Source organism: Nocardia sp. NPDC127606 (assembly GCF_042671725.1).
GTDB lineage: Bacteria > Actinomycetota > Actinomycetes > Mycobacteriales > Mycobacteriaceae > Nocardia.
The window spans coordinates 576,706-591,587 of sequence record NZ_JBHXWQ010000002.1 but is presented as its reverse complement, the minus strand read 5'-3'; the positions used below and the strand labels follow the sequence as shown (position 1 = coordinate 591,587).

The following is a 14,882-nucleotide window of genomic DNA, read 5'->3' as shown; positions in this document are numbered from 1 at the left end:
CTTGTTGTCCCGCAGCGGGACCCCGCGCCGCGAGCGCTGCTCACGCCACCGGGGCGCGCAGATCTCCGAGTACCAGCACTGCCTCGGCCGCTCCCGGATTGCCCGGTGCGGCATCGTCGGCGATCAGCGCCTGCAGATCACCGAGCTCGGCGGTATCGAGCGCCTCGATGCCCGCCCGATCACCGAACAAGTGGGTCACCCACTCCTCGGCCAGCGCCGCCGACAATCCGTTGGCTACCCCGGTGTCCGCGAGACCGGGCACCAGCACCATCGACGCGCCCGCGACACCTGCGGCCACCGGCTCGACCAGCGCCGTGAAGCTGTCGGCGCAGCCGTAGCCGAAGGTACGGGCCTCGAAGGTCAGGTCGGTGTCGGAGCGCACCCGCGCACCCGCCGTGGCGAGTTCGTCGTAACTGCGAGCGCCGTCGGCGCTGACGAAGGCCGGGTCACCGCCGCGCAGGGCCCGGGTCCGGTCGGCGTAGGTGACCGGACGAGCGGACTGAGTGGACAGTTCGGTCTTGATCGCCGGGTCGTCGAGCGAGATCCAGTCGACGCCGCGAGGTTCGCCGACGGTGATACTCAGTTTCGCGGCGGGTTCGGCGGGCGACTCGGTGCCGGTCACCGGGACCACGGCCGCGCCTGCCTTGAGGATCGCCCAGACCGCGACGGCCCAGTCGACACCACGCGCAAGATCAACGGCCACACCGTCTCCGGGCCCGAAGCCGCGCCCGATCAGCAGGCGGGCCAGGCGGGCGGAGCGGGCGTCGAGCTGCTCGAAGGTCAGCGCGTCGTCGCCCCAGACGAGCGCGGGGCCGTCGGGGTCGTCCTCGGCGGCGGCGGTGAAAGCCTGCGCGAGAGTGGTGCCGCCCGACGGGGTGCTCGGCGCGGGCGCCTGGGCGGCCCCAGCCAGCAGCCGGGTGCGTTCGGACTCGTCGAGGATGTCGATGTCGCCGATCCGGATCTGCGGGTCGGCGGCGACGGCGGTCAGGATGCGGGCGAAGCGGGCGCCGATACTGCGCACCGTGGCCTCGTCGAACAGGTCGGTGGCGTAGTTGAACAGCGTGACCAGCTCGTCGGGATCACCGGCGGCGGTGAAACGCGGTTCGACGTCCACCTGCAGGTCGAACTTGGCCGCGACGGCGGTATCCAGCGCGTTCACGGTGAGGCCGGGCAGTTCGAGCGCGGCCGCCTCGTTGTTGCTGAAGGTGAGCGCCACCTGGAACAGCGGGCTCTGCGCACTGCCCCGCCCCGGCGCGACGACCTCGGCGACCCGCTCGAACGGCAGGTCGGCATTGGCGAACGCGCCGAGATCGGTCTCCCGCGCCACGTCCACGGCCTCGTCGAAGGAACCGGCCGGATCGAGGGTGGTGCGCAGGGTCAGGGTGTTGACGAACATGCCGACCAGCTCGTCGAGCGCCCGCTCGCCGCGCCCGGCGACAGCGGTGCCGATGGCGATGTCGGACGTGCCCGACAACCGGCCGAGCAGCACGGCCAGCGCCGCGTGCACGACCATGAACAACGACGACTTGTGCTCGCGTGCCAAGTGATTGAGGGCGGCGTGCACCTCGGCGGGCAAGCGAAGCTCGGACGTGGCGCCGCGCAGGGACGGTACCGAGGGCCGCGGGCGGTCCTGCGGCAGCTCCAGCAGCGGTGGCACGTCGGCCAACTGGTTGCGCCAGTAGTCGAGCTGGGCGGCGGCCAGGGATTCCGGCTGCTCGTCGTCGCCGACGACCGCCCGCTGCCACAGCGCGAAGTCCGCGTACTGAATTTCCAGCGGCGTCCACGCCGGGCTCTGGTGTGCGGCACGAGCCACGTAAGCGGTCATCAGATCGCGGGCGAGCGGCGCCAAGGACGCGCCGTCGGCCGAAACATGGTGCACCACGACAACGAGCAGCCACTCGGCCGAAGTCCCGTCGGTGAGCAATCGCGCACGCAGCGGAACCTCCCGCGTCACATCGAAGCCCGCACCGGCCAATTCACCCGCACGCGTGAGGATATCGGTGGTCGTCTCGACCTGTAGCCCCTCGGGCAGGACCTCGGCCACGGAGAGAATCTCCTGGACAGGCCTGCCATCGGACACCGGGAAGACGGTGCGCAGCGATTCGTGTCGGCCGAGCACGTCGGTGACCGCGGCGTCGAGGGCGGCGATGTCGAGCTCGCCGGTGAGGCGGATCGCGAAGGGGATGTTGTAGGAGCCCGAGGTGGGGTCGACCTGGTTGACCACCCACATGCGCTGCTGGGCCAGCGACAGCGGAATGCGCTGCGGCCGTTCGGCGGCGACCAGTGGCGGGCGGGCGGCGGTACCGCCGGCACCACCGATGCGCGCGGCCAGGGCCGAGACGGTGGGCGTCTCGAACAGGTCGCGGATGGCGAGGTGGGCGTCGAGCGCCTCGTTGATGCGGGCGATCGCGCGGGTGGCGAGCAGCGAGTTGCCACCGAGGGCGAAGTAGTCGTCGGCGGCGCCGACGCGGGCCATGCCGAGCAGTTCCGCGAAGACCCCGGCGACGATCTCCTCGGCGGGGGTGGCGGGGGCACGGAACTCACCCGCGGTGAACGCGGGGGCGGGCAGCGCCTTGCGGTCGAGCTTGCCGCTCGGATTCAGCGGGAAGCTGTCCAGCACTGTGACGACGGTCGGCAGCATGTAGGTGGGCAGCGAGTCCGCCACGGCCGTACGCAGCGCCGCGGGGTCGGGCTCCACGCCGGGCCGCGCCACCACATACGCCACCAGGTGCTGGCCGGACACGGTGTCGAGCACCAGGGCCACCGCCTGGCTGATCTCGTCCTGTGCGAGCAGGGCCGTCTCGATCTCACCGAGCTCGATGCGCTGACCGCGGAACTTCACCTGGAAGTCGGTGCGGCCCAGGTATTCCAGCGCGGGCTCGGCCGAGGATCCACCCCAGCGGACGAGGTCACCGGAGCGGTACATCCGCGCGCCGGGCTCGAAGGGGTTGGCCACGAACCGATCCGCGGTCAGACCGGGACGGGCGACATAACCGCGCGCGAGCTGGTCACCGGCCAGGTACAGCTCGCCGACCACACCGGCGGGCACCGCGCGCAGGCGCGAATCCAGCACGTAGACACGGGTATTCCACTCCGGCACGCCCATCGGCACCGAACCGCGATCGGCATCGCTCGCGGGCCAGCGCGTCACGGTGACAGCAGCCTCGGTAGGCCCGTACAGGTTGTGCACCCCGGCCGCGGACACCCGGGCCACGTCGGCCACGGTCTCGGTGGGCAGCGCCTCACCGGCGGCGAACACCGCCCGCAGACTCGGAATCGAACCGGCGGTGGTGTGCGCGGCGAAGACCGACAGCATCGACGGCACGAAGTCGGTGAGCGTCACGCCCTGCGCCGCGATCGTTTCGGCGAGATACAGCGGGTCGCGATGTCCGTCGTGGGTCGACACGACCAGCTTCGCGCCGGTCCGCAGCGGCAGGAAGTAACCCCACAGCGACACGTCGAACGTGGCCGGCGTCTTCTGCAGGTACACATCCGACGGGCCGATCCCGTACTCGGCGCCCATGTAGACCATCTGGTTGACGATCGCCGCGTGCGACACCGCCACACCCTTGGGACGCCCGGTGGAACCGGAGGTGAAGATGACATAGGCCGGGTTCTCGGGCCGGACCGGCCGAGCCGGCTCGACAGGCGCGGCCGAGAACTCGTCGAGCGCCACGGAATCCACCAGGATCACCGGCACCCCCGCGGGCACCTCGATCGCATCCGCGGTGGTGCTCAGCACTGCGGCGGGCGCGGCGGTATCGAGAATGTGGGCGATGCGATCGGCCGGATGATCCGGGTCGATCGGCACATACGCACCACCGGCGGTCACGATCGCGTACATCCCGACCACCAGATCGAGCGAGCGCCGAACCGCGAGGCCGACCAGGGATTCGGGACCGACACCGTGGGTCACCAGCAGCCGGGCGAGACGGTTGACCCGCTCGTCGAACTCCCGGTAGGTCAGCTCGGCACCCTCGTAGGCGACAGCTACCGCATCGGGGTGCTCGGCCACCGCACGCCGATAGCCGTCGAGCAACAGTTCCGGAGCGAGGTCGTGGCGAGTGTCGTTCCACCGCACCAGGATCCGGTCCAGTTCGGCGGGCTCCAGGAGCTCGATCGCACCGAGCGGCGCGGCGGGCGCGGCGACGATCGCGGCCAGCAACCGCTGGAACCGATCGGCGAACCCGGCGACGGTCTCGGCGTCGAACAGGTCGGTGGCGTAGGTGAGCCCGACCGCGATGCCGTGCGGCGCACCGTGGCGATCGGTGTCCTCCACCATCTCGAACTGCAGGTCGAACTTGGCGAACGGAATGGTCATCTCGACGCCCGCGACGGTCAGTCCGGGCAGCTCCAGTGCCGTCCGCGCCATGTTCTGGAAGGCGAGCATCACCTGGAACAGCGGATGCCGCGCGGTCGAACGCGCCGGGTCGAGCAGCTCGACCAAGCGCTCGAACGGCACGTCGGCGTGACCGAAGGCCGCGACGTCGACCGCACGGGTCGAGGCGAGCAGCTCTTCGAAGCTGCCTGCCGGGTCGACCTCGGTGCGCAGCACCAGGGTGTTGACGAACATGCCGATCAGGTCGTCGAGTGCGGCGTCACCGCGACCCGCGACGGGGGTGCCGATGGCGATGTCGCTGCTGCCCGACAGCCGGGCGAGCAGCGCCGACAGCGCGGCGTGCACCACCATGAACAGCGTCGAATTATGGGCGCGCGCAAGCTGATCCAACCCGGCGTGCACCTCGGTCGGAATGCGGAAGTCCAGGCTCGCACCCTGATAGGAGGCGGTAGCCGGGCGCGGTCGATCGGTGGGCAGCTCGAGCTGATCGGGCACACCGGCGAGCTGGGTGCGCCAGAAGTCGATCTGCTGGGTCAGGATCGATTCCGGGTCGTCCTCGGTCCCGAGCACCGCCCGCTGCCAGAGCGTGAAATCGGCGTACTGGACGGCCAATTCGGGCCAGCCCGGCGCGTTACCCGCGCTGCGCTGGACGTAGGCGGTCATCAGGTCGCGGGTGAGCGGGCCCATCGACACACCGTCACCGGCGATGTGGTGCATCACGCAGACCAGCACGTGCTCGGTAGCGCTCAGTCGCAGCAGGCGCAGTCGCAGCGGCGGGGCGACGGTGACATCGAAGCCCGCGCTGACAGTCTCGGTGACCAGGGCGGCGATCGCGTCCTCGCCTGCGTCGTCGGCCGCCAGAGCGGGCACGGCGCGCGGGTCCGACAGCGGCAGCACCAGCTGCGTGCCGACCCCGTCGACCGGCGGGTACATCGTGCGCAGCACCTCGTGGCGGGCCACCAGGTCGGTGACCGCGACGCGCAACGCATCCACGTCGAGCGCGCCCGACAGGCGCACCGCGATCGGCATGTTGTTCACTGCGCTGGCCGGATCGAACTGGTTGAGGAACCACATCCGCTGCTGGGCGAACGACAGCGGGATCGAATCGGGGCGCTGCTGCGCGACCAGCTCCTGACCCGATCCGGTGCCGATATGACGTTCGACGCGTTCGGCCAGCCCCGAGACGGTGCTGACCTCGAACAGCACCTGCACCGGAATCCTGGTGTCGAGCGCGGCGCCGAGGCGCGTGGCGGCCTGCGCGGCCAGCAGCGAGTTGCCGCCGAGCTCGAAGAAGTCGTCGTCGGCGCCGACCCGGATCTCTTCCGGCGCACCGGCGGTCAGCAGCTCGGCGAAGATGTCGGCCACCACCTGCTGCACCGGCGTCACCGGGGCGCGGAACTCACGTACCGCGAAAACAGGCTCGGGCAACGCTTTTCGGTCCAGCTTGCCCACCGGCGTCAGCGGGATCCGGTCCAGCACCATGATCGCGGCCGGAATCATGTAGCCGGGCAACGATTCGGCGAGGAACGCGTCGAGCGCGGTCACCTCGACCGTGGCGCCGGAACGGGGCATCACATACGAGACCAGCGCTGTCACACCGGAAGGCAACGTCTTGCCGAGAGTCGCCGCGAAGTCGATGTCGGGGTGCGAGGTGAGCGCGTTGTCGATCTCGCCGAGTTCGATCCGGAAGCCGCGGATCTTCACCTGGAAGTCCGAACGCCCCATGTACTCGATGACGCCGTCACCGGATTCGCTGCGCCGCACCAGGTCTCCGGTGCGGTACAGGCGCGCGTTCGCGTCACCGGATTCGGCGCCGAACGGGCTGGCGACGAAACGTTCCGCGGTCAGGGCGGGGCGGTTCAGATAACCCTGTGCCAGCGCGGGACCCGACAGATACAGCTCGCCGATCACGCCCGCGGGCACCGGCCGCAGCCGCGAATCCAGCACGAACGCACCGACACCGGCGATCGCGGCACCGATCGTCACCGGCGCGGCCGGGTCCATCGGCGCGGTGCTGGTGGCCAGGATGGTGGCCTCGGTAGGGCCGTAGCCGTTGTAGAACTCGCGCTCGCCGACGGCCCAGCGGCCGACCAGTTCCGGACCGAACTTGTCACCCGCGACGACCACTACGCGCAGGTCGTCCAGGTCCGCCGGATCGACCGATTCCAGCGCGCCCGGGGTGATGAGCATGTGCGAAACCTGTTCGCGGCGCAGCAGGTCCGCCAGCTCGAAACCACCGAATACCCCGGGCGGCGCGATCACCAGGGTGGCGCCGGCGGAGAAGGTGAGCAGCAGTTCGAGCACCGACACGTCGAAGTTCGGCGAGCACACGTGCAGCACGCGCGAGTCGGCGGCGACGCGGTAGTGCGTGCGCTCGGCCGCGACCAGACCGGCCAGACCGGTGTGGGTCACCACGACGCCCTTGGGCTTGCCGGTGGAGCCCGAGGTGTAGATGACGTAGGCCGGGTGCCGCTCGTCGAGGGTGCGGATCCGGTCGGTGTAGGAGATCGGGTGCGCGGGCTGGGCCGCGATCAGGGTGGCCGTCTCGGCGTCGTCGAGCTCGAGCCAGGTCAGCGCCGTTCCGAGCACCTCGCGATGCGCGGCGGTGGTGAGCCCGAGCACCGCACCGGAGTCGGACACGATGTGCGCGATGCGGTCGGCCGGGTAGTTCGGGTCGACCGGGACATAGGCGGCGCCCGTCTTGGCGATCGCCCACACCGCGAGCACGGAGTCGATCGACCGGGCGATACCGATGGCGACGACGTCGCCGGGGCCGATGCCCCGAGCGATGAGCGCGCGGGCCAGCTGCGAGGACTGCTGATCGAACTCGGAGTAGGTGAGCTGACGCTGGTCGGCCGGGTCACCGGACGGGTTGAACCGAACCGCGACCCGATCGGCGGCCGATTCGACCGCTCCTGTCAGCAACTGCCCGAATGTCGGACTGCTCGACCGGCGACGGCGATTACCGCGGGCAGAACGACGGGCAGTTTCCATTCGAGTTCATTCACCTCTCATCGCGTCTGCGCGTGCGGCTGCCCCGCACCGTGCAGATCGAGCCATCATATAGACCGGCCGCATAATGTCCGAGTCAGCGTGCCCCCGGTGCTCGGGGCCCAGAGGACTATCGGCCCGGCCCAGGAACGTGTTGCCCCCGCCAACGGCAAAGTGACGGGGCTCATAAGAACCACCGTCACTCGCTGTGCGGAGAAAGCTCCGCGCTCACACCGCTCAGTGCGCGGAAGGGCCCCATTCCAGCGGCACGCCCTTGGAAGCGAGGTACGGAATCGGATCCATCTTGGCGCCGCCCTGATCCCAGATCTCGAGGTGCAGGTGCGGGCCGGTGGACTGGCCACGGTTGCCGACGGTCGCGATGACCTGACCCGCGTTGACCCGCTGGCCTTCGCTGACCAGCATTTCGTTGACGTGGCCGTAGACGCCGGTGGTGCCGTCGTCGTGCAGCACACGCACCCACAGGCCGAAGCCCGACGCCGGGCCCGCCTCGATGACGGTGCCGTTGGACACGGACTTGATCGGGGCGCCGATCGAGTCGGCGAAGTCGAGGCCGTAGTGCATGGCACCCCAGCGCGAGCCGAAGCCGGAGCTGATCGGGCCCGCGACCGGGCGGGTGGCCTGCGGCGGCGCGACCTGGTGCTGGATGCCCTGGAGGATGTCCTCGACCTGCGACAGCGGGCCGGAGATCTCGGGGGGCAGGTTGCCGATACCGAAGGGCGCGGCCACGGGGGCGGCGATCGGCGCGGCGACCGCGGTCACCGGCGCGGGGGTCTCGACGTGCGCGGCGACTTGCTGCGCGGCGACGAGGTCGACATCTTGGCGGGCCGACTCGGGAACGACCGATTCCTCGACGCTGTCGTCGTGGGTCGGCAGCAGCGGCGCGGCGAAGGCCAGCGCCGGGGCGATCTGAGCGGTGACGCCGACCAGGGCGCCCGCGGCGACCGCGGCGCTGGCGGCGACCCGGACACGATCGGTACGCGACGCCTCGGCGCGGTGCCTGCTCCTGCTCGGGCTCCGGCCATCCGCGTGCGCAAGCAGGGCCTGCACGGAGATGGATTCGGGACCCACACGGTGCTGCGACAAGATCTCGTCCTAGCGTCCGACAACAAGGAAAACGAAACCGGTCTGCGACCGGCCCGGAGACCACCTGGGTGTTCTCCCGTGCCGAACTATGTGTAACGGTTCGGCATACGTTGTGACGCGAACTCTACCCGGCCGTGACCATTCCGCAACCTTCTGTCACGAAATCGCAGGTAGATGACGTGCCGCACAGTAACAATCACACTGTCCGACTCGTCACACGCGCTGTCACCGGGCCTGAACACGGCCCCGACCGACCAGACTCGACCCATGGTGATCGAGACCTTGACCGTCCCCATCGTCGCCGCGCCCATGGCGGGCGGCCCGTCCACCCCCGAGTTGGTGGTCGCCGTCGCGGCCGCGGGCGGATTCGGCCAGCTCGCCGCCGGATACCTCGGCACCGAGGCGGTGGCCGCGCAGATCGAGGCGACCAGGGCCGCCACCGCGGCGCCGTTCGGGGTGAACCTGTTCGCGCCCGGCGTGGTGGCCGATCCGGCCGCATACGCCACCTACCTCGCCGAACTCGGCGCCGAATTCCCGATCGGCACCCCCGAGCACGACACCGACGGCTGGGACGACAAGCTCGATCTGCTGGTCGCCGATCCGGTCGCCGTGGTCTCGACGACCTTCGGCTGCCCCAGCGCGGTGGAGGTGGACCGGCTGCACGCGGTCGGCTCGGAGGTGTGGGTCACGGTCACCTCCCCCGCCGAGGCGCTGATCGCCGTCGAGGCGGGCGCCGACGTGCTGATCGCCCAGGGCGCCGAGGCGGGTGGGCACCGCGCGAGCTTCCTCGATGATCCCGCCGAGGACCCGATCGACCCGCCCGGCCTGCTGACCCTGATCCAGCTGCTCACCGCCGTCACCTCCCGCCCGCTCGTCGCGGCGGGCGGGATCGCCACCGGCGCCGGCGTGGCCGGGGTGCTGGCGGCCGGCGCGGCGGCGGCCCAGATCGGCACCGCTCTGCTGCGCTGCCCGGAAGCCGGCACCAACGCCGTGCATCGGGGTGCGATCGGGACGCCGGAACCGACGATGCTCACGCGCGCGTTCACCGGACGCCGCGCCCGCGGGATCCGCAACCGTTTCCTCGTCGACCACACCGCCGACGCGCCGGCCGCCTACCCCGAAATCCATTACGCCACTGCCCCCTTGCGGGCCGCCGCGCGGGCGGGCGGCAACACCGACGAAGTGAATCTGTGGGCGGGGCAAGCGCACTCGCTGAGCACCGGGCAACCGGCAAGCGAACTGGTCACCGACCTGGCCGCCGACGCGAAAAGCGCACTCCGGAAAGCACTTTCGGAACGAATCCAGGGTTATTGACAACGGATTTCGTTTAGACTCGGACCTGGCATCGCATCCCGCCGACCACCCCCAAGCAGGAGGAGAGCGCCATGTCCCTCGATGTTCCCGCCGCATTACTCGAACGCGCAGAGCAAGGCAATATCGACGACGCCGATTTCGTCGAATGTGTCCGTACCTCACTGCCTTACGCGTGGGAGGTGGTGAGCCGGGTAGCCGAAGACCTGCGCAGCGGCACCGACGAATACGCCGACAACCGGATCCCGCCGCCGGACGAGGTGGCACGCGGGCAGCTGCTGCGCGCCCTGGCCTCCGACGCCATCCGCGGCGGCCTGGAACGGCATTTCGGTGTGAAGCTGGCCTTCCAGAACTGCCATCGGGTCGCGGCGTTCCCGCTGTCTGCCGTCGGTGGGGATACCTACACCACCTACATCAGCCCGCGTGCTCAGCTCTTGAACCAGAGCCCCGAGCTGCGCAACTGCTGATCGACGAAAAAGGCGGGCGTGGAAGCGATTCCACGCCCGCCTTGTCGTTCGTCTACACCGTGACGACGTCCAGCTCGCCCTCGGCGTACTGGGCGCGCAGGCGCTTCTTGTCGAACTTGCCGACGCTGGTCTTCGGCACCTCGGCGATGAAGGTCCAGCGCTCGGGCAGCTGCCACTTGGCGAACTTGTCGGCCAGGTAGTCGCGCAGCTCGCTCGCCTCGGCGGCAGCGCCCTCGGCGAGCACGATGGCGACCAGCGGGCGCTCGTCCCACTTCTCGTCGGGCACACCGATGACCGCGGCCTCGGCGACGGCCGCGTGGCCCATCACCGCATTCTCCAGGTCCACCGAGGAGATCCACTCGCCGCCGGACTTGATGACGTCCTTGGAGCGGTCCACCAGGGTGAGGTAGCCGTTGGCGCTGATCTTGCCGACATCGCCGGTACGCAGCCAGCCGTCGTCGAACTTGTCCGGGTCGATCTCCGCGCCGGTGGGCGAGTAGTAGGAGCCGGTGATCCACGCGCCGCGGACCTCGAGCTCGCCGAGCGACTCACCGTCGTTCGGGACGACCTTGCCGTCGTCGCCGACCAGCCGGGCCTCGACGTTGGCCGGGAAACGACCCTGCGTGTAGCGGTACTCCCAGGCGTCGTCATCGCTGACGCCCGCGGGCGCGTGCGCGACGCTGCCCAGCGGGGAGGTCTCGGTCATGCCCCACGCGTGCAGGATGCGCACGCCGTGCTTCTCCTCGAACGCGCGCATCATCGCGGGCGGCACCGCGGAACCACCGACGACCGCGGTACGCAGGTGCGAGATGTCCTGCGGCGCGGCGGCCAGCGCGGCCAGCACGCCGCCCCAGATGGTGGGCACCGCGGCGGCGAAGGTCGGCTTCTCGGCCGCCATCATCTCCAGCAGCGGGCCGGGCTGCAGGAAGCGGTCCGGCATCAGCACGTTGGCGCCCGACATCAGTGCCGCGTACGGCAGGCCCCACGCGTTGGCGTGGAACAGCGGCACGATGGCCAGCACGTAGTCCGAGCCCTGGAAACCCATGCCGTTGGGCGAGTTCACCTGCATCGCGTGCAGCCAGTTGGAGCGGTGCGAGTAGACGACGCCCTTCGGGTCGCCGGTGGTGCCGGAGGTGTAACACATCGCGGCGGCCGAGCGCTCGTCGACGACGGGGAAATCGAAGTCGGCGGACTGGGCGTCGAGCAGCTCGCGGTAGGAGTGCACGGTGACGCCCTCGGGCGCGGTGAGCGCGGCCGGGTCGCCGTTGACGACGATCACATGCTCGACGGTCTTCAGGTTCGGTAGGTACTGCGCGAACAGCGGCACCAGCGTGCCGTCGACGAGCACGACCTTGTCCTCGGCGTGGTTGGCGACGAAGACCAACTGCTCGGGGAACAGCCGGATGTTGAGCGCGTGCAGCACCGAGCCCATCGCGGGCACCGCGATGTAAGCGACCATGTGCTCGTTGTTGTTCCACATGAAGGTGCCGACGCGGTCACCCTCTTCGATGCCGAGACCCCGCAGCGCGTTGGCCAGCCGGGCCGAATCGGCGCCGAGCTCACGGTAGGTCATGGTGCGAACACCGTCACCGGTCCATGTGGACACTGTCGAGTCGCCCTGGAAAGTTGCGGCATAGTTGAGCAGTTTGGCCAGCGAGAGCTGGTCGTCCTGCATGGTGCTCAGCATCGGTGCTCCTTCAAGTCCCTGCCGTGGCATGAGCCACGTCACAACGGATGCTACCGAAAGGTTTGAGGCTCGCAATCGTTTCCTCCGACAACATTCCTGCAGGTCGGCTCGTCATCACGAACCGGGTGGCTGCGGATGGGGCGGCTGACCATCGGGGCCCCTATGGTGCGATGGCACTCCGGGACCGGCATGTTCGGCGTTGTGTACCGCGTCGACGACCAGGCTGCGGACGTGGTCGTTGTCGAGGCTGTAGTAGATGGTGGTCCCCTCGCGACGGGTGCGCACAAGCCTGGCCATCCGAAGTTTCGCCAGGTGCTGGGACACCGAGGGCCCCGGTTTGCCGACTCGGGTCGCCAATTCGTTCACCGAGAGTTCTTGATCGGCCAATGCCCACAGAACCTGAACCCGGGTCGGGTCGGCCAGCATTCGGAACACCTCGACCACCAACCCCACCTGATCCTCGGCCAAGGGCGAACGGGCATCTGCATTCATGCGCAGATAATAGATCCGCTGCGGTTCGCCTCGCCAGGGACCGCGATGTGAACGACGGATACTGTGACGAGCATGGCTGTTGACCGGATGCTGCCCACCGACGAGGCGCGCGACCTGATCGAACTGACCCGCGATATCGCCGACAAGGTGCTGGAGCCGCGCGTCGCCGAGAGCGAGAAGACCGGCGTCTTCCCCGAAAGCGTCTTCCCCGCGCTCGGCGCGGCCGGGTTGCTCAGCCTGCCGTACCCGGAGGAGTTCGGCGGCGGCGCGCAGCCGTACGAGGTGTACCTGCAGGTGCTCGAGGAGATCGCAAGCCGCTGGGCCGCCGTCGCCGTCGCGGTGAGCGTGCACGGTCTGTCGTGCCATCCGCTGTTCACCTACGGCACCGACGAGCAGAAGCAGCAGTGGCTCGAGGGCATGCTGTCGGGCGAAACCATCGGCGCCTACAGCCTTTCCGAGGCACACGCCGGTTCCGACGCGGCCGCCCTGCGGTGCCGCGCCACCCCCGTCGACGGCGGCTACAACCTCAACGGCACCAAGGCCTGGATCACCAACGGCGGCCGTGCCGACTTCTACACCCTGTTCGCCCGCACCGGCGAGGGCTCGCGCGGCATCTCCTGCTTTCTCGTCCCCGCCGACACCGAGGGCCTGAGCTTCGGCAAGCCCGAGGAGAAGATGGGCCTGCGCGGCATCCCCACCACCACCGCCGCCTACGACGACGCGTTCCTGCCCACCGAACGTCGCATCGGCGAAGAGGGACAAGGACTTTCGATCGCGTTCAGCGCGCTCGACGCGGGCCGCCTCGGCATCGCCGCCGTCGCCACCGGCGTCGCCCAGCGCGCGCTCGACGAGGCCGTCGCCTACGCCAAGGAGCGAGAAGCCTTCGGCCGCAAGATCATCGACCACCAGGGCCTCGGGTTCGTCCTCGCCGACATGGCCGCCGCCGTCGACACCGCCCGCGCCACCTACCTAGACGCCGCCCGCCGCCGCGACGCGGGCCTGCCGTATTCACGCCAGGCGTCGGTCGCCAAACTGATCGCCACCGACGCGGCCATGAAGGTGACCACCGACGCGGTCCAGGTCTTCGGCGGCTACGGCTACACCCAGGACTTCCCCGTCGAGCGCTACATGCGCGAAGCGAAGGTCATGCAGATCTTCGAGGGAACGAACCAGATCCAGCGCCTGGTCATCGCCCGCCACCTCGCCGGTAGCTAATGGGCAACGCGCTGATCAAGACGGGTCGGTGCGTTTGGGCAACCGATCAGTAAACTGGACGGCATCTCGACACCTCGACGAAATGAGGCGCGCGATGCTGTGGTGGCTGATCGTGATCGTGATCGTGTGCGTCGGTGCCCTGCTGTACCTGCGTGCCGAACAGAACAAGCGCAACGCGCGCGAGCTCGAGGAGGCGCAGGCCGACGCGCGGGTGACCATCGAGCGGCTCGGCGGACAGGTCTACCAGCTGACTCCGCGCAACGAAGCCGCACGACAGGCCCTGGCCGACGCATCCGAACGGTACAACGCCGCGGGCGGTCAGATCGACCGCGCCGGCTCCCCCGCCCAAGCCCGGCTGGCCAAGCAGTCCGCGCTGGAGGGCCTCTATTACATTCGCGCCGCCCGCACCGCGATGGACATGGACCCCGGCCCGCCGATCCCGGCCATCGCCGGCCAGGACATCGCCGGTCAGGTCGACGAGCAGCGCACCATCGCCCACAACGGCCGCGCGATCACCGCCTCCCCCGCCCCCTCCGCGGGCACACCGAACTACTTCCCCGGCGGACGCGTGGCGGGCCGCCCCGTCCCCGCCGGTTGGTACTCCGAGCCGTGGTGGAAGCCCGCGCTGATCGCCGGAGCCTGGGGCGCGGGCTCGGCACTGTTGTTCACGACGCTGTTCGCCGGAATGGGCGGGGTCGGCTACAACGCGCAAGCCTTCGAGGACGGCACCGGCGAAGCGGCCGTCGATCCCGGCAACGACCAGGGCGGATTCGACCCCGGCGACACCGGCGGCGACTTCGGCAACAGCGGGGGCTATGACACCGGCGGAGGTTACGACAGCGGTGGCGGCGGCGATTTCGGCGCCTTCTGACCCCGCCCAACGGGCCTCTGCCACCGAACCCGACCCCACGCTATACTCAGCTCGGCCAGCCCAGCCTGGCCACGCCTTCGTAGCTCAGGGGATAGAGCAACCCTCTCCTAAAGGGTAGGTCGCAGGTTCGAATCCTGCCGAGGGCACCACAGCAGCTGAGTACCAGAATCAGCTGCCCCGCGTTGAGCACGCGCTGTCGCAGTTCCCCGCTTCCACGCCCGCTGATTGCGCACTGTGCCGAGCTGATGCCCGGCGAAGTTCGAGTAGTCGACTACTCTACGCCGCGACTACGTCGGACCCTATTGTTGATTCGGTACTGGACGCGTTCTCGGGCCATTCCACACTGGTGCTGCGCCACCCCAGCGTGGCCGGACGTTGTGTGGCGCAATCCGGATCGAGTGTTTG

At 69.6% G+C, this 14,882-nt stretch carries 8 protein-coding genes and 1 tRNA gene; 5 read left to right on the top strand and 4 right to left on the bottom strand.

Annotation, left to right across the window (positions count from 1 at the left end; all coding sequences use genetic code 11):
* Positions 1 to 40 precede the first annotated feature (40 nt).
* Both ACFVJ5_RS13590 and ACFVJ5_RS13585 read right to left on the bottom strand, forming a co-directional pair.
* Positions 41 to 7,333, bottom strand: coding sequence for an amino acid adenylation domain-containing protein (locus tag ACFVJ5_RS13590; protein WP_379220255.1), 7,293 nt, complete (start codon positions 7,331 to 7,333; stop codon positions 41 to 43).
* 234 nt (positions 7,334 to 7,567) lie between these two features.
* Positions 7,568 to 8,434: a M23 family metallopeptidase gene (locus tag ACFVJ5_RS13585; protein WP_379220254.1), complete on the bottom strand. Its 867-nt coding sequence runs from the start codon at positions 8,432 to 8,434 to the stop codon at positions 7,568 to 7,570.
* A 267-nt stretch (positions 8,435 to 8,701) separates the two neighbouring features.
* Here ACFVJ5_RS13585 and ACFVJ5_RS13580 point away from each other — a divergent pair, with 267 nt between their 5' ends.
* Both ACFVJ5_RS13580 and ACFVJ5_RS13575 read left to right on the top strand, forming a co-directional pair.
* Complete coding sequence (locus tag ACFVJ5_RS13580) at positions 8,702 to 9,748, top strand: NAD(P)H-dependent flavin oxidoreductase (RefSeq protein WP_379220253.1); 1,047 nt, start codon at positions 8,702 to 8,704, stop codon at positions 9,746 to 9,748.
* Positions 9,749 to 9,819: 71 nt separating this feature from the next.
* Positions 9,820 to 10,212, top strand: coding sequence for an SCO5389 family protein (locus ACFVJ5_RS13575; protein WP_379220252.1), 393 nt, complete (start codon positions 9,820 to 9,822; stop codon positions 10,210 to 10,212).
* 52 nt (positions 10,213 to 10,264) lie between these two features.
* On the opposite strand, the gene ACFVJ5_RS13570 is transcribed toward ACFVJ5_RS13575, so the two are convergent.
* A complete protein-coding gene (locus tag ACFVJ5_RS13570) occupies positions 10,265 to 11,899 on the bottom strand; it encodes a long-chain fatty acid--CoA ligase (RefSeq protein ID WP_379220251.1) in 1,635 nt (544 codons plus the stop codon).
* Between the two features lie 114 nt (positions 11,900 to 12,013).
* Positions 12,014 to 12,391, bottom strand: coding sequence for an ArsR/SmtB family transcription factor (locus tag ACFVJ5_RS13565; RefSeq protein ID WP_379220250.1), 378 nt, complete (start codon positions 12,389 to 12,391; stop codon positions 12,014 to 12,016).
* A 72-nt stretch (positions 12,392 to 12,463) separates the two neighbouring features.
* Between ACFVJ5_RS13565 and ACFVJ5_RS13560 the strand changes: the two genes are divergently transcribed.
* The 3 genes from ACFVJ5_RS13560 (at position 12,464) to ACFVJ5_RS13550 (ending at position 14,626) form a co-directional block, all read left to right on the top strand.
* Complete coding sequence (locus ACFVJ5_RS13560) at positions 12,464 to 13,606, top strand: acyl-CoA dehydrogenase family protein (protein ID WP_379220249.1); 1,143 nt, start codon at positions 12,464 to 12,466, stop codon at positions 13,604 to 13,606.
* A gap of 94 nt (positions 13,607 to 13,700) precedes the next feature.
* Positions 13,701 to 14,477 (top strand): DUF1542 domain-containing protein, encoded by a 777-nt coding sequence (locus ACFVJ5_RS13555; protein ID WP_379220248.1) that lies wholly within the window; start codon positions 13,701 to 13,703, stop codon positions 14,475 to 14,477.
* Between the two features lie 73 nt (positions 14,478 to 14,550).
* Positions 14,551 to 14,626 (top strand) — tRNA-Arg (locus ACFVJ5_RS13550).
* Positions 14,627 to 14,882 lie beyond the last annotated feature (256 nt).